Below are 14,484 nucleotides of genomic sequence, written 5' to 3' on the forward strand. Positions count from 1 at the left end.
CCCATTGTCCACTTCTCCGATCGGAACGCAGGGGGCGGGTGTCGCCCACCGTGCGCGGCGGGGTCACAGCCTTGTGGGCGCGGATACCCCGAGCAGGAACAGTCCGGTGCGGAGAACCCCGGCGACGGCGGACGGCAGCGCCGGGTCGGCGGTGGTGTACTCCGCCGGCGCGGTGGCCGCGGAGGGACATGTCCGCCACTCATCGTAGGCACCGGCCAGCGTTTCCAGGTATCGGACCAGGATATGGGGTTCCTCTCGGCGCGCTGCGCCGTCGAGGGCGCTGGGCCCGTCCACCAGGGCGCGCCGCACCGGCGCGGTGTGCCGCTCGCACGCCGTGATCCGGGGCGCCCCCTCGGCCACCCACCGCGCCCGGGACACCGCGTGGGCGTGGGCGTAGCGCAGCCGGAACGCGGGGTTGGCGTCGGTCAGGCGCGCCCACGCCCCCGGGTACTCCGCCGACGGCAGCACCGGCAGGTCCCGGCCGGTGGTCTCCGTCTCGCGCGGGCGCTCCGGGACGGACCGGCAGAACGCGATGCGCGCGCTGTCCTCGCCGACCGCCCCCAGCGCCCGGGCCGCGGGGGTGAACAGCGCGTCGCGGTCGCCGTCCAGGTAGGGGTCCCGCCAGGAGACCTCCCCCGCGGCGGGCGGCGCGGGCGTCCCGTCCGCCGCGGCCAGGGCGATGCGGGCGCGGGCGTCCGCCCGCGCCCACCGCCGGGCCTGCGCCACCGGCCCGGCCGCGTGCAGGCCGGTGCGGGGCCACTCCCCCGCGCCGCCCCACACCCGGCCGGTGAGGAAGCGGGCGCCGTCGGCGGCGGCCTCGCGCAGCAGGTCGTCGCGCTGGCGGGCGCCCAGGGTGACGTTGAGGAAGCCCCGGTCGTCGGCGTGCAGCCGGGCGTAGGAGAGGCGGCCCCGGTCGCGCAGCTCCGCCATCCGGGCGGCGATGCGCCCGGCCACCCGCAGGTGCGGGCGCCCGGCCCCGGCGGGCAGGCGGTCCCCCACCAGGCCCGCCAGGCGCGGCGCCAGCGCGGTCGCGGCGTCGGCGCCGCCGTCGGCGTGGTCGCCGCGCGGCCACACGAAAGGGATCCGGTCGGCGGGCAGGTCGAAGGCGTCGGCGGCGGCCGATCGCACGACCGCCTCCAGATCGGCCGGGGTCACCCGCGCCCCCCGAGCAGCGCGCGGACGACGTCGATGAGCGCGTCGGGGTCGAACGGCTTGGTGACGTAGGCGTCGACGCCGATCCGCTCGCCCCGCCGGACGTCCTCCTCCTGGGTGCGCGCGGTGACCAGGACGATGGGCAGGGTCCGCGTCCACTCCTGGGCGCGCAGCCGCTCCGCGGTCGTCCAGCCGTCCAGCCGGGGCATCATCACGTCGAGGGTGACCACGTGCGGATCGATGTACCCGATCCGGTCGAGGCAGTCCTGCCCGTCCACGGCGGTGAACACCTCGAACCCTTCGAGTTCGAGGTTCAGGCGGATCAGTTCGCGGATGACGTCGTCGTCCTCGACGACGAGAACCCGTGCGGGCAAGGCGTTCACGGCGTGACACTACCGCCGCCGGGGCGCGCGGCACCACCGGAACGGGGGATCCGCCGCACCCGGCAAACGGGTGGACGAAGCGCGCGACGCCCCTGCTAGAGTTGTTCACGCAAGCCAGCCCCCTTAGCTCAGGGGATAGAGCAACGGCCTCCGGAGCCGTGTGCGCAGGTTCGAATCCTGCAGGGGGCACACAAGACGGAACAGCGGTTTCACCCCGCTGAGCAGGCGAGACGGCGTCCTTCGGGACGCCTTTCGTGTTTTCGGGCGCGGGTCGCCCCGCGCCTGTTCCCCTTCCCCCGTGGTCCGCGGGCGGTCCACCGGTGCGCATCGGAGACGGACCCGGACCGGGACCGGCCGCGGCCTGCTCGGGAGGTCGGGCGGTGGACACGGTGGCGGGGGTACCGCCACCGGGGTCGGGCAGGCGCCGAGGCGGAAAGGTGCTCGTGGCCGGGGCCGGCATCTTCGCAGCCGCCCGCGCGGCGAGGGGGAACACGGCGGGCCCCGGGTGTGTCCGGCAGGACCGCGGGCGGTATCCGCCGCCCGGGACCGACCGGCGTCTCCGGGGTCGGCTCGCGCGCCCACGCCGCCGCGGCCCCCGGCCGCCGGGCGCGGCGGCGTCCCCGTCCGCGACCGCTTCGGCCGGGCCGGGCCGCAGCGGACCCGCGGGTGAGGGTGCGGGAGCGGGTCAGCTCACCAGCCCGTGCCGGTAGGCGTGGACCACGGCCTGGACGCGGTCGCGCAGGCCGAGTTTGGCCAGGATGCGCGAGACGAACGTCTTGACGGTCTCCTGGCTGATGAACAGCGCGGCGGCGATCTCGCCGTTGGACAGCCCTTCGGCGAGCAGGCGCAGGACCTCCAGCTCGCGGGGGGTCAGCGGGGAGTCGGCCGCCGCGATCCGCGAGGGCCGGATGCGGTCGGCGTACTCGCCGACCAGGCGGCGGGTGACCTCGGGGTCCAGCAGCGCGGCTCCGTCGGCCACCGTTCGGATGCCGTGGAGCAGCTGGGCCGGGGGCGCGTCCTTGAGCAGGAAGCCGCTGGCGCCCGCGCGCAGCGCCTCGTAGACGTACTCGTCGAGGTTGAAGGTCGTGACCACGAGGACCTTGACGGGGTGCTCCACCCCGGCCCCGGCCAGCCGCCGGGTGGCCTCGATACCGTCGAGCACGGGCATGCGCACGTCCATCACCACGACGTCGGGGCGCAGCTCCCCGGCGAGTCCGACGGCGGTGGCGCCGTCACCGCACTCCCCGGCGACCTCCATGTCGGGCTGGGCGCCGATGATGGTGGCCAGCCCGGTGCGGATCAGCACCTGGTCGTCGCAGACCAGGACGCGGAGCGGGGCGCTCATCCCGGCCCGCCGGCCGGGGCGCCGGCGGGGATGCGGGCGCGGACGGCGAACCCGCCGTCTCCGCGCGCCCCCGCCGCGAAGTCGCCGCCCAGGGACTCCACGCGCTCGCGCAGTCCGGCCAGGCCCCGGCCCCCGCCGGGCGGGGCGCCCGGCGCTGCGGAGCGGTCGGTGCCGACGTCCACGGTGATCTCCCCGGGCCGGTGTCCGACGTGGACGGTGGTGCGGCTGCCGCGCGCGTGTTTGAGGGCGTTGGTGAGGGCCTCCTGCACGACCCGGTGGGCGACGAGGTGGGCGCCGCCGCGCGGGGCGGCCGGCTCGCCCTCCTCGGTGAACTCCACCGGCTGACCGGCCCGGCGGGTCCGCTCCACCAGGACTCGCAGCCCCTCGGCGGAGGAGGGGGCCGTGTGCCCGGGGTCGAGCACGTCGAGCAGGTGGCGCAGGTCGCCCATGGCCCGCCGCCCGGTGTCGGTGACCGTGCCCAGGGTCTCGTCGAGCAGGTCGGGCCGGGCGGTGAGGTGGCGGGCCGCCTCGGTCTGGACCACCATCGCGGTGACGTGGTGGGTCACGACGTCGTGGAGTTCCCGGGCGATGCGGGTGCGCTCGGCCCTGCGGGTGTCCTCGGCGACGCGGCGGCGGTACTCGGCCTCCCGCGCCCGGGTGGAGCGCAGCCACGCCCCGATCCCCCAGGCGAGGCCGAGCGCCGCGTAGAACATCACCCACTCGGCCGGGGTCTCGCCCGTCCCGACCCGGGACAGCGCGAAGGCGAGCGCCACGTAGGCGGCCGACGCCGCCAGGACCGCGGCGATCCGGTGCCGGTGCAGGTGCGCGCCGGCGCTCATCAGCGCGATGGGCATCGCGGTGCCCGCGTACAGGTGGTAGCCGGACAGCTGGTCCAGGGCGAAGCCGCTCGCCACCAGGGCGAGGGAGAGGGCGGGCCAACGCCGCCGCAGGGCCAGCGGCAGGCACTGGAGGACGGCCGCGAGCAGGCCCAGGGAGTCGAAGGGGCGGTCCGCGACACCGCCGATCTGGGTTCCGTGGCCGTGGAACGCGGGGACGAGGGAGAGGGCCAGCAGCAGGAGGCCCAGGGGCAGGTCCCTGAGAGTGACGTCGAGCCGCTGCCACAGGTGCGGGATGCGCCAAAGACCGGTCACCGCAGCAGTGTAGTGGCGCCGTGACCCAGCGCCCGACGGTGTACCCGGACCGGCGTCCGTCCCCCGTGCGAGCGACACGCGGGTGCCCTCTGGACGGTGATGACCCGGGCCCGCCGGTTCCGTAGCGTGTTCCCCGGTCGCGGCCCTTCCGTCCGCGGCGCGGGGCGGCGCCACGGCCCCCCGGCCGGTCTCCCGGTCCGCCGGCGCCCCGCCCCCTTCCTTCCCTTCCTTCCCCTTACCGGAGGCCACCGTGTCCCGCATCGTCCGGATTGCCGCATCGACCGCACTGGGCTGCACGGCCCTCACCGGCTGCTCCGTGGCCTCCGACGTGGGTGAGGGGATGGGCGAGGTGCGGGCCGACCTGGAGTCGGCCGCGGACGAGGTCATGACCGACGGGGAGCTGTTCACCGGGTCCAAGACGCTCGACGTCGACGGCGCGTCCGTGCACGTCTCCTGCTCCGGCGCCCCCGCGGACGACCGGCCGGTCATCGTCCTGATGGCCGGGATGGGCGACGGGCTCGACACGCTGGCCGACTTCCAGGAGACCCTGGCCGCCTCGGACCGGGTCTGCTCCTACGACCGCCTCGGAGAGGGCGCCAGCGACGCGCCGCAGGGCACCCAGAGCATCGCCGACAGCGGGGAGGTCCTGACCGCCGTCCTGGACGACGTCGCGGGCGACGGCCCGGTCGTCCTGGTCGGCCACTCCCTGGGCGGGCTGATCGCCGCCCGCTACGCCCCCGACCACCGGGACCGGGTCGGCGGGCTGGTCCTGCTGGACGCCACGTCGCCGACGATGATCGACGACATCACCGGTGTGATCCCCGAGTCGGCCACGGGCGACGGCGCCGAGGTGCGGGCGCAGAACCTCGCGGTCTTCCAAGGCGAGAACCCGGAGGGCATCGTCATCGAGAGCGACCCCGAGGTCCGCTCGGCCGGGGACATCCCGGTGGAGGTCCTCCAGCACGGGGTCCGCTACCTCGGTGAGATCCCCGAGTACGGCGACGAGCTGGAGCGCGTGTGGTCCGAGGGCCAGGAGAAGTGGCTGGCGGTCTCCGAATCCGCCGAGCTGAGCACCGCGTCCGGGAGCGGCCACTACATCCACGTGGACGAGCCCGACCTCGCCGTCGAGGCCGTGCGGCGGGTGGCCGACCGGGCCGCCGGCTGAGGGTCCGCCGTACACGGGGCCGGGTGCTCCACGCCACGGACGCGGGGCGTCCCGGTGGCATGCCACCGGGACGCCGAACATAGGATGACGGCACCGCGACGCGACGAGGAAAAGCGGAGGGCCCCTGCCGTGAACGAGGCGAGTACGGGCGGTGCGCCCCGGGCGGAGCCGGCCTGGCGGCCGGTGCCCCGCAGCCGGGCCTACGAGCTCGTGGTGGATCGCATCGAGGAGCAGATCGTCGCCGGGGCCCTGCGGGTCGGCGACCACCTGCCCCCCGAACGCGAACTCGCCTCCTGGCTGGAGGTGAGCCGCGCCGCCGTGCGCGAGGCGATCCGGACCCTGGAGGCCCACGGGGTGGTCAGCTCCTCGGTCGGTTCCGGCAAGGGCGCGGGCACCGTGGTCACCGCGCTGACGAGCGGCGCGCTCACCCGGATGCTGCGGCTGCACGTGGCGCTGACGAGCTTCCCGATGGACGACGTCATCGAGGCGCGGGTGATGCTGGAACGCACCAGCGCCTCCCTCGCGGCACGCGAGGCCTCCCCCGAGGACCTGGAGCCGATGCGCTCCCTCGTGGACGCCATGGACGACCCGGCACTGGACCGCGAGCGGTTCAACGAGTTCGACACCCGCTTCCACGTGGCCCTGGCCGAGGCGGCCGGGAACCGGCTGGTGGCGGACATGACCATCGCCATCCGCGAGTCCATGAGGCACCGGGTGCTGGCGGGCTTTCGCAGCGCCCCCGACTGGGCGGCGACGTCGGCGGTGCTGCGCGCCCACCACCGGGGCGTGATGGAGGCCGTGGAGGCCCGCCGGGGCGAGCTGGCGGCCGACCTGGTGGAGGAGCACATCCGCTACGCGTACACGAGCCTGCCGGGGTTCCGCACCGGCGAGGGCTGAGGGCGGCGGGCCGCCGCGGGCCCGCCGCCGGACGGGCGTTCAGACCCCGGCCAGGGGCCAGCTCCCGTCGATGACCGCCTCCGGGTCGCGCCCGCGCCGCAGGTACGCCTGGAAGGACGCGGCCTGCTCGGCCTTCCACCCCACCTGGGCGGCGTGCAGCCCGTCCAGGTCTAGGGACGCGAGCTCCTCGTGCGCGACGCCCAGCCGCCAGGCCAGCCGCGCGGCGGCCAGCGCGTCGGCCGCCGCCCCGTGCGCCTGGCTCTCGTCCAGGGGCACCCCGTGGTGGGCGCACACGTCGGTGAGCTTGCGGCCGCCCCGCCGGTAGGGGTCGGTGTGCTTGTCGAGCACCAGGGGGTCGATCACCCGCAGGTCCCGGAGGAACCCGGAGGCCAGGCCGTGGCGCTCCAGCTCGGCGTGGAGCAGCCCCAGGTCGTAGGGCGCGTTGTACACGACCACCGGCAGCCCGTCGGCGGCGGCCTTCTCCAGGGCGGCGGCGATCTCGGTGACCACCTCGACCGCGGGTCGCCCGTTCTGGCGGGCGTGCTCCGTGGTGATGCCGTGGATGGCGGACGCCTCGGCGGGGATCTCCACACCCGGGTCGGCCAGCCAGGAGAGCTTCTCCTTGCTGCCGGCGGCCGGGTCGATACGCCACAGCGCCGCGGTGACGATCCGGTCGCTGGAGACGTCCAGCCCGGTGGACTCGAAGTCCAGCGCGGCCATGGGGCGGGTGTGCCAGCTCATGTGTGCCCTTCCGTTCGGGGGTGCGGTCCTATCGTGCCCCCTCGCGGGGACGTTCGGCGCCCGGCCGGGCCGTCCGGCGGGCGTGTCCTCCCCGGGGCGGCCGGGCGGCGGCCGCCCCGGCGGCGGGGCGTGGCCGGGACCGGCAGTGGGCGGCGGGCCCGTGCTCACGCATTCGGCGGGGCCCGTGCCGAAGCACCCGGGGCGTGGAGGGCGGGCGGCATGGGGGGTACTGTCCGGAGAGACGATTTTCCGTTGCGTGTGCAACGAGCGCAGGCGCATGACACCGGGAGGCCTGACATGGGCATCGCCGACGACGCCGTCGAGATCCGGGCCCACGGCTGGCGGACCCTCGCGGCCCTGCACGCCCTCATCGAGAACGCCCTGGAGCGGGTCCTGCAGGGCGAGCACGGGCTCTCGGTCGTCGAGTACACCGTCCTGGACGCCCTCGCCCGGCAGGACGGCCGGCACATGCGGATGCGCCGGCTGGCCCGCGCCGCCGCGCTCTCCAACAGCGCCGCCACCAGGCTGGTCACACGCCTGGAGGACCGCGGCCTGCTCACCCGGGTGCTGTGCGCGGACGACCGCCGGGGCATCTACACCGAGCTCGCCCCGGCCGGGCTGGAACTGCTGGAGCGGGCCCGGCCCACCCACGACCGGGTGCTGCGCGAGGCGCTGGCCGAGGCCGGGGGGACCCCGGAGCTGGCACCGCTGGTGGGCGCCCTGCGCGGGCTGGAGCCCCGCCCGCTGCCGTGATCCGGGGCCCGCGGGCCCCGTTGTCCACAGGGCGGACGCTCCCCCTGGTGCGCCGGGACCGCGCCCTCTAGGTTGGGGGCATGAAATTCCTGGTACGCGAACGCTTCTTCGACATCGGCGACGACTTCTGGGTGACCACCGAGGACGGCACGAAGGCCTACCACGTCGACGGCAAGGCCCTGCGCATCCGCACGACCTTCCACCTGGAGGACCCCGACGGCAACGTCCTCACCACCATCCGCCGCAAGCTCTTCAAGGTGCGCGACCAGATGCGCATCGAGCGCGACGGCAAGACCGTGGCCACCGTCCGCGAGCGGCTCTTCGACCCGCTCAAGGAGAAGCTCGTGGTGGAGATCGAGGACGGCCCGGACTGGGAGGTGACCGGCGACTTCCTGGGCAAGGAGTACGTGGTCTCCGACGAGCACGGCACCATCGCGCACATCTCCCGCAAGTACCTGCGCATCCGCGACACCTACGGCGTGGACGTCAACACCCACCGCTCCGACCTCGGGGGTGACCCGGTGATGGCGCTCAGCGTGGCGGTCGCGGTGGCCGCCCTCACCGACGACGACAAGGACGAGAAGAAGGACGACGGGGACGCGTGAGCCCCGGCCGGGCCGGCGGGGCGGGCCCGGCCGCCCGGGACGCGCCGCCGCGGTCCGCCCGCGGCGACCGCCGACGGGGTCCGCGGCACGGGGCGAGCGCACCGCGGCGGGCCCGGGGCGGGCCCGGCGTTCAGTCGCCGACCGACACGACCAGGCCCCGTTCCCAGGGCAGGAAGGGCTCGCGGCGGCTGCGCAGCACCGGTCTCGGGAGGCCTCCCTCCCGGGCGCAGCGCGAGATCTCCCGGGCGGCCATGGCACCCGCCGTCCGGAAGGCGCGCTGGGTGGAGTCCTCCTCGTGCCAGCGGGCGTCCACCAGGCGCACCAGCGCGGCCAGCGGCGGCGGGGACGCCCCGCCGTCGTCGTCCTCGCAGGGCGTCCAGGCCAGCCGGACGCCCTCGGCGAAGGCGCGGGCCAGCTCCGCGGGCATCCGCGCGCCGCGCGGGCCGCGCGGCGGCACCGCGTCGACGAACGCGAAGCCGTCGGGCGTCCCGGCGGGCAGCGGTTCGGCCTCGGCCCAGGCCGCGGCGAAGTGGCCGCCCGCGCAGCTGTGGCGGACACTGCGCACGTAGACGCCGGGGATGGGGCGCATCAGGGGCAGGCGGTTCCGGGAGGGCACTCGACCTCTCCTTCCGGCGTGCGGGACGACTCGGATGAAGTCCTCTTTCCCACTGAAAGGACCGAAGATACCCCTCCGTGCTCTTGTGTCCGCGTTTTCGGTCCGCAGCCGGTCGGCCGGGGCCGCAACCGGTCACCGCGGGGCGCCCCCGCCGTCGAGGTAGGCGAGCACGGCGCGGACCCGCCGGTGCCCGGGGTCGGCCGGGGCCAGGCCCAGCTTGGCGAAGATGTTGCCGATGTGCTTGTGCACGGCGTTGTCGCCGACCACGAGCCGCGCGGCGATCTCCCGGTTGTCCGCCCCCTCGGCCATCAGCGCCAGCACCTCGCGCTCGCGGCGGGTGAGCGCGTCCACGGGGTCGCCGTCGCGGCGGGCCAGGAGCTGGGAGACCACCTCGGGGTCCATCACGGTGCCCCCGGCCGCCACCCGCTTCAGCGCGTCCACAAACTCCCCGACCCGGCCCACCCGGTCCTTGAGCAGGTAGCCCACCCCGCCCCGGCCGTCGGCCAGCAGCTCGCCCGCGTACCGGCGCTCCACGTACTGCGACAGCACCAGCACCGCCAGGTCCCGGTGGCGGGCGCGCAGGGAGACCGCCGCCCGCAGGCCCTCGTCGCGAAAGTCCGGGGGCAGGCGCACGTCCACCAGGGCCAGACCGGGGCGGTGCCGGTCCACGGCGTCCACCAGGGCGCCGGCGTCGGCCGCCACCTCGGCGACCTCGAACCCGCGGGCGCCCAGCAGCGCCTCCAGCCCGGCCGACAGCAGGACGTTGTCCTCGGCGATCACGATCCGCACGGCAGCTCCACGGTGATCACCGTCGGACCGCCGGCGGGGCTCGACACCGCGACGGTCCCGTCCAGGGCCGCCGCCCGGTGCCGGATGCCCCGGACGCCCGTCCCGCGCGCCTCGTCCACCCCGCCGGAGCCGTCGTCGGACACCCGCAGCCGGAGCACGCCGCCGTCCCGCGCCAGCGAGACGTCGACGGCGGTCGGCGAGCCGTGGCGGACGGCGTTGGTCACCGCCTCGGTGACCACGAAGTAGGCGGCGGTCTCCACGGCCTCCGGAAGGCGGCCGGGGTCGGCGGCGTCGAGGCGCACCGGGACCTGGGTGCGCCCGGCCAGGGACTCCAGCGCGCCGACCAGGCCCCGGTCGGCGAGCACCGGCGGGTGGATGCCGCGGATCAGCTCGCGCAGCTCGGCCATCGCCTCCTCGGTGCCCTCGTGGGCCCGCTCGATGATGGCGACGGCGTCGGGGTGGCCGGCCAGCGCCTCCTTGGCGACGCCCAGTTGCAGGGCGATGGACACCAGGCGGGCCTGTGTGCCGTCGTGCAGGTCGCGTTCGATGCGGCGCAGCTCCGCGCCGTGGGAGTCCACCACGTCGGCGCGGGTGCGGCTCAGCTCGTCGACGCGTGCGGCCAGGAGTTCGGCGTGGGACGGGGTCAGCCGGGTCAGGGTGAGCCGGGCGTGGACGCGGGCGGCGGGGACCACCGCCCAGCGCAGCAGGACCAGACCGGCGGTCACCTGCCCGGCGGTGGCACAGGCGGCGGTGAACGGGTCGGCGACCCGCAGCCACAGGAACACGGTGTCCCCGGGCAGCGCCCACCAGAACGGGAACTGTAGCGCAGCGGGCGGCATCAGCACGGCGAGCAGGCCGAGCAGCCCGGCCGCGGTCCCGGCCACGGCGGCGAACGGGAGCCAGCGGACCAGCCGCCGGGTGGACCGGGCGCGCAGGAGTCCGCGGAGCCCCGTCTCGGGAGCGGGCATCTCCGGCACCGGGGCGCCCAGCAGCCGGGCGGCCCGCGTCCGGTGCCACCGGGCCCACCGGTCGACCAGGCGCACCCAGCCGGGCAGCAGTACCGCTCCCCCGACCGGGGCGGCCACCACCACGGCGGCGGTCAGCGGCAGCAGGACCAGTGAGACGAGCCCCGCCCCCAGGGAGGCCACCAGGTATCCGGCCGACCTCCCGATGGCCGCCCAGGTCGCGCCCATGCTCCGTCCTCCTTCGTCAGCACCGTCGTACATCCGACAGTCTGGGGCATGCGGAGCACACCGGACACTACAGCGGGCACCCGGAAGGGGCCGTCGGCGCCCGGCCCCGGCGGTCCGCCGAAACGGACGCGCCGACCGTGCGCGGAGGGCGGCGGGGGCGCCCTCCGTACACGCGTCAGGTCGGGGTCCGCTCCGCCTCCGCGGCGCCCTCGCGGGCCGAGCGCCGGGCCAGCAGGACGCCGGTGACGGCGGCGGTGAAGAACATCAGCACCCCGTAGACGGCCGAGGGGACGGCGATCTCGCTGCTGTTCAGCAGCGCCGGGCTGAGGGCGATGGCCAGGGAGAGCGTGGTGTTGTGCAGGCCGATCTCCATGCAGGAGGCGATGGACTCGGAGCGGCCGGTGCCCACCAGGCGGGGCGCCCAGTAGCCGATGGTCAGGCTGGCGATGTTGAACAGCAGCACCATGAGCCCCACCGCGACGATGTAGTCGGCGATGTTCTCCCGCTCCTGGTAGATGGCCACGGAGACGACGCCCAGCAGCACGAACACCGAGGCGATCTTGACCGGCTTCTCCAGGGCCCGCGCGACCGGCTCGGCCTTGGCCCGCACGAGCATGCCGATGCCGACGGGGATGAGGATGATCGCGAAGACCTGGAGGATCTTGTCGAACTGCAGGCCCAGGGTGTCGCCGTCGCTCATGAAGTAGGCCAGCGACAGGTTGGTGATGAGCGGCAGCGTGAACAGCGCGGTGAGGGAGTTGAGCGCGGTCAGCGAGATGTTGAGGGCGACGTTGCCGCGGAACAGGTGGCTGAACAGGCTGGCGGTGGTGCCGCCGGGCGAGGCGGCCAGCAGCATCATGCCGACCGCGAGGGCGGGCGGCGGCCGGAACAGCAGGACCAGGCCGAAGCAGACCAGCGGCAGCAGGACGATCTGGCAGCCCAGGATGAGGGCCACCGTGCCGGGGATCCGGGCCAGCCGGGTGAAGTCGGGGACGGTCAGGCTCAGTCCCAGTCCCAGCATGATGACGGCGAGCGCGGCGGGCAGCGCGATCGTGGCGATGGTGGAGTCCACGGGGGCTCCTCGTGGTCGGGCCGCCGGGGGCGCGGCTCGGTGGACGGGGGGCTCACGGACCGCGTTCGGTGACGGCACGGCGTCCGACGGACACCCGGAATCGCGCCTTCCGGTGATGTGCATCACATCCGACGTACTGGCCGGTATGTTCCCATGTCGCCGCCGGAAAAGACAAGACCCCGGTCGGTGCCGGGGTCGCGGTACGGGGAGGGGCGGGGGTCAGGCGGCGGGCCAGGAGGAGCCGGTCATGTCGTAGGCGAGGTGGAACCAGACCTTGCGGATGCTGGGGTGGCCGTTGTCGCCCCACGTGGTGGCGAAGCTGTCGACCAGTGCCAGCCCGCGGCCGCTCTCCGCCGCCAGGCGTTCGGCGCCGGGCGCCAGCGGGACCGGCGGACCGTCGTGGGGGGCTCCGTTGTCACGGCAGACGAGGGTGAGGCCGGTGGGGGTGCGCGTCGCCCGCAGCACGAAGGTCTGGCCCTCTTCCCCCGACCTGCTGTGCTTGATCGCGTTGGTCGACAACTCCGTTCCGAGCAGGGCGAACAGGTAGCGGAAGTCGCTGTCGCGGGCCGCCGCACAGGTGTCCAGGAAGGCGCGTGCCAGGGGGATGCTCGCGGCCAGTCCCGGAAACTCCCAGTGGCGTTTGACGAAGGGCAGCGGGCGGCCGTTGAAGTAGTGCCGGTACTCGTCCGGGACACCGGCGAGGGCGGTGTCCGCGGTCTCGGCCAGGGCGGGCACGGAAACGAGGGAGGGCATGGCTGACTCCTTGGGCGGGCGGTTCAGTGGGCATGCGAACCGAGGGAGGGGGCGGCTGCGGGAGTGTCCGGGACACCGCGGGGGACGGGCGGCGCGGGACCGGTATGACCATACGCGATCCGGCTCTCCTGGGACAGGGGATGTCGGTGTGGCGCGCCCTCCCGCGGCCGGGAACCGGCGGTTCCGCCGCCCGCCCCGCGCTCCCCCGCCGGACCCGCGCACACGCCTGGGGCCCGGCCCCTCGGCCGCCCGCGCGACGGCCCCGCTTCTTCCTCGCGCACGCGCCCCGGGGGAGGGACCGCCCACCGCGCCCGGGGCCCGCCCTCCTCAGGCGTGTGCGGCCAGCGCCCGCCGCGCCGCCTCCCGCGCGGCCTCCCGGTCGGCGTCCACCAGCGCGATCCGGGTGCGCCGCTCCAGCAGGTCCTCCACGTCCAGGGCCCCCTCGTGGCGCACCCCGAACCGCAGCTCCGCCCCGGTGACCCCCGCGGCGACCGGCTCCAGCAGCGCGGGGTCGTCCGCGGCCCCGGCCAGCACGGCGGGCGCCTCGGCCCCGTAGCGGGCGACCAGGCGGCGCGGGGCGTCCAGCGCGTCCAGCTCCTCCCGGGAGGCCGCGCCCACCAGCGGCAGGGTGCGGGTGCGGCAGGGCCCGGCGGGCAGCCGGTGCCGGGCCACCGCGGCGTCCACGGCCTCCTCCGCCATGGCCCGGTAGGTGGTGAGCTTGCCGCCGACCACGGTGACCGTCCCGTTGGGGGCGACCGTCACCGCGTGGTCGCGGGACAGGTCGGAGCTGTCTCCGTCCCCGTGCAGCAGCGGGCGCAGCCCGGCGAACGAGCCCAGGACGTCGCCCCGGCGGATCGGCGTGCGCAGCGCCCGGTTGGCCTGGCGCAGCAGGAAGTCGACGTCCTCCTCGGGGACCTCGGGGACCTCCGGGGCGGGGCCCGCCACGGGTTCGTCGGTGAGCCCGAGGAAGATCCGGCCGTCGGGCTGGGGCAGGGCGAACACGAACCGGCCCGGGGCCCCCTCGACGGGGACGGTGAGCGCCACCCGGGGGTGCCCCAGCACGGCGCCGTCGAGCACGAGGTGGCTGCCCCGGCTCGGGCTCAGCCGGATCCCGGGGTCGAGCCGGTCGGCGTGGACACCGGTGGCGTTGACGACGGCGCGCGGGCGCACCGGCAGCGGGACCCCCGTCTCCTCGTCGCGCAGGACCGCGCCGTCCGCGGTGACGGTCTCGGCCGAGCAGCGGGTGATGACGCGGGCCCCCAGGCCCGCGGCGGTGCGGGCCAGGCCCACCACCAGCCGGGCGTCGTCGACGAGCTGGCCGTCGAAGGACAGCACCCCGCCGAGCAGCCCCTCCGCCGCCACACCGGGCAGCAGCCGCCGGGTGCGGGCGGCGTCCAGCAGGCGGGGGCGGGGCAGCACCGAGGCGGGTGTCCCGGCCAGGCGGCGCAGGACGTCGCCCATGCCCATCCCGGCGCGGGCGAGCAGTCCGCCCGGCAGCCCGCCCAGGTCGCGGTGGACGGGGACGACCATCGGCAGCGGGCGCACGAGGTGGGGTGCGGTGGTCCGCATGAGGACGTCGCGTTCGCGGGCGCTCTCGTAGGCGATGCCGCCCCTCCCCCGGGCGAGGTAGCGCAGGCCGCCGTGGACCAGCTTGGAGCTCCACCGGCTGGTGCCGAAGGCCAGGTCCCGGCGTTCGACGAGCACGGTGGACAGTCCCCGGGAGACGGCGTCCAGGGCGACGCCCGCACCCGTCACCCCGCCGCCGACGACGAGGACGTCGATGTTCGGGTCGGCCTCCAGGGCGGTGAGGTCGGCGGCCCGGCGGGCGGCGTTCAGGGAGGTGCTGCTGCTCATGGGAGCGGTCCTTTC

15 protein-coding genes and 1 tRNA gene are annotated in these 14,484 nt (G+C 75.8%); 5 read left to right on the forward strand and 11 right to left on the reverse strand.

The features are described 5' to 3' along the window. Positions 1–63: 63 nt before the first annotated feature. Both BUE45_RS13775 and BUE45_RS13780 read right to left on the reverse strand, forming a co-directional pair. A complete protein-coding gene (locus tag BUE45_RS13775; RefSeq protein ID WP_073379717.1) occupies positions 64–1,155 on the reverse strand; it encodes a DALR anticodon-binding domain-containing protein in 1,092 nt (363 codons plus the stop codon). Beyond that, complete coding sequence (locus BUE45_RS13780) at positions 1,152–1,535, reverse strand: response regulator transcription factor (RefSeq protein ID WP_073379718.1); 384 nt, start codon at positions 1,533–1,535, stop codon at positions 1,152–1,154. Before BUE45_RS13780 ends, BUE45_RS13775 begins: the two co-directional genes overlap by 4 nt. 117 nt (positions 1,536–1,652) lie before the next feature. Between BUE45_RS13780 and BUE45_RS13785 the strand changes: the two genes are divergently transcribed. After that, a tRNA-Arg gene (locus tag BUE45_RS13785) sits at positions 1,653–1,724 on the forward strand. A 496-nt stretch (positions 1,725–2,220) separates the two neighbouring features. Here the strand turns inward: BUE45_RS13785 and BUE45_RS13790 are convergent. Together BUE45_RS13790 and BUE45_RS13795 are read right to left on the reverse strand one after the other, a co-directional pair. Next, positions 2,221–2,880 carry a response regulator gene (locus BUE45_RS13790; RefSeq protein ID WP_073379719.1) on the reverse strand — a complete coding sequence of 220 codons (660 nt, stop codon included), beginning with the start codon at positions 2,878–2,880 and terminating at the stop codon, positions 2,221–2,223. Continuing rightward, positions 2,877–4,031 (reverse strand): sensor histidine kinase, encoded by a 1,155-nt coding sequence (locus tag BUE45_RS13795; protein WP_073379720.1) that lies wholly within the window; start codon positions 4,029–4,031, stop codon positions 2,877–2,879. The genes BUE45_RS13790 and BUE45_RS13795 overlap by 4 nt, the downstream gene beginning before the upstream one ends. Before the next feature lie 250 nt (positions 4,032–4,281). Between BUE45_RS13795 and BUE45_RS13800 the strand changes: the two genes are divergently transcribed. After that, positions 4,282–5,196 (forward strand): alpha/beta fold hydrolase, encoded by a 915-nt coding sequence (locus tag BUE45_RS13800; RefSeq protein WP_073379721.1) that lies wholly within the window; start codon positions 4,282–4,284, stop codon positions 5,194–5,196. 129 nt (positions 5,197–5,325) lie between these two features. Beyond that, positions 5,326–6,093, forward strand: a complete 768-nt coding sequence (locus BUE45_RS13805) for a FadR/GntR family transcriptional regulator (protein WP_073379722.1) — start codon at positions 5,326–5,328, stop codon at positions 6,091–6,093. Between the two features lie 39 nt (positions 6,094–6,132). On the opposite strand, the gene BUE45_RS13810 is transcribed toward BUE45_RS13805, so the two are convergent. After that, a complete protein-coding gene (locus tag BUE45_RS13810; RefSeq protein WP_073379723.1) occupies positions 6,133–6,834 on the reverse strand; it encodes an exonuclease domain-containing protein in 702 nt (233 codons plus the stop codon). Between the two features lie 297 nt (positions 6,835–7,131). On the opposite strand from BUE45_RS13810, the gene BUE45_RS13815 reads away from it, so the two are divergent. Continuing rightward, positions 7,132–7,587 (forward strand): MarR family winged helix-turn-helix transcriptional regulator, encoded by a 456-nt coding sequence (locus BUE45_RS13815; RefSeq protein ID WP_073379724.1) that lies wholly within the window; start codon positions 7,132–7,134, stop codon positions 7,585–7,587. Between the two features lie 80 nt (positions 7,588–7,667). After that, entirely contained in the window at positions 7,668–8,192 is a 525-nt protein-coding gene (locus BUE45_RS13820) for an LURP-one-related/scramblase family protein (RefSeq protein ID WP_073379725.1), read from the forward strand. A 130-nt stretch (positions 8,193–8,322) separates the two neighbouring features. Here the strand turns inward: BUE45_RS13820 and BUE45_RS13825 are convergent, their stop codons facing one another. The 6 genes from BUE45_RS13825 to BUE45_RS13850 form a co-directional block, all read right to left on the reverse strand. Beyond that, positions 8,323–8,808 (reverse strand): hypothetical protein, encoded by a 486-nt coding sequence (locus tag BUE45_RS13825; protein ID WP_143173351.1) that lies wholly within the window; start codon positions 8,806–8,808, stop codon positions 8,323–8,325. Positions 8,809–8,940: 132 nt separating this feature from the next. Continuing rightward, positions 8,941–9,597: a LuxR C-terminal-related transcriptional regulator gene (locus tag BUE45_RS13830; RefSeq protein ID WP_073379726.1), complete on the reverse strand. Its 657-nt coding sequence runs from the start codon at positions 9,595–9,597 to the stop codon at positions 8,941–8,943. Next, positions 9,585–10,790, reverse strand: coding sequence for a sensor histidine kinase (locus BUE45_RS13835; RefSeq protein WP_073379727.1), 1,206 nt, complete (start codon positions 10,788–10,790; stop codon positions 9,585–9,587). Before BUE45_RS13835 ends, BUE45_RS13830 begins: the two co-directional genes overlap by 13 nt. Positions 10,791–10,965: 175 nt before the next feature. Further along, a complete protein-coding gene (locus tag BUE45_RS13840) occupies positions 10,966–11,862 on the reverse strand; it encodes a bile acid:sodium symporter family protein (RefSeq protein WP_073379728.1) in 897 nt (298 codons plus the stop codon). A gap of 219 nt (positions 11,863–12,081) precedes the next feature. After that, positions 12,082–12,615 carry an ATP-binding protein gene (locus tag BUE45_RS13845; protein WP_073379729.1) on the reverse strand — a complete coding sequence of 178 codons (534 nt, stop codon included), beginning with the start codon at positions 12,613–12,615 and terminating at the stop codon, positions 12,082–12,084. 327 nt (positions 12,616–12,942) lie between these two features. Then, a complete protein-coding gene (locus tag BUE45_RS13850; RefSeq protein WP_073379730.1) occupies positions 12,943–14,469 on the reverse strand; it encodes a glycerol-3-phosphate dehydrogenase/oxidase in 1,527 nt (508 codons plus the stop codon). Between the last annotated feature and the right edge of the window lie 15 nt (positions 14,470–14,484).

Origin of the sequence: Nocardiopsis flavescens, from assembly GCF_900141985.1 — a bacterium.
In the GTDB taxonomy this organism is placed as follows: Bacteria; Actinomycetota; Actinomycetes; order Streptosporangiales; family Streptosporangiaceae; genus Nocardiopsis; species Nocardiopsis flavescens.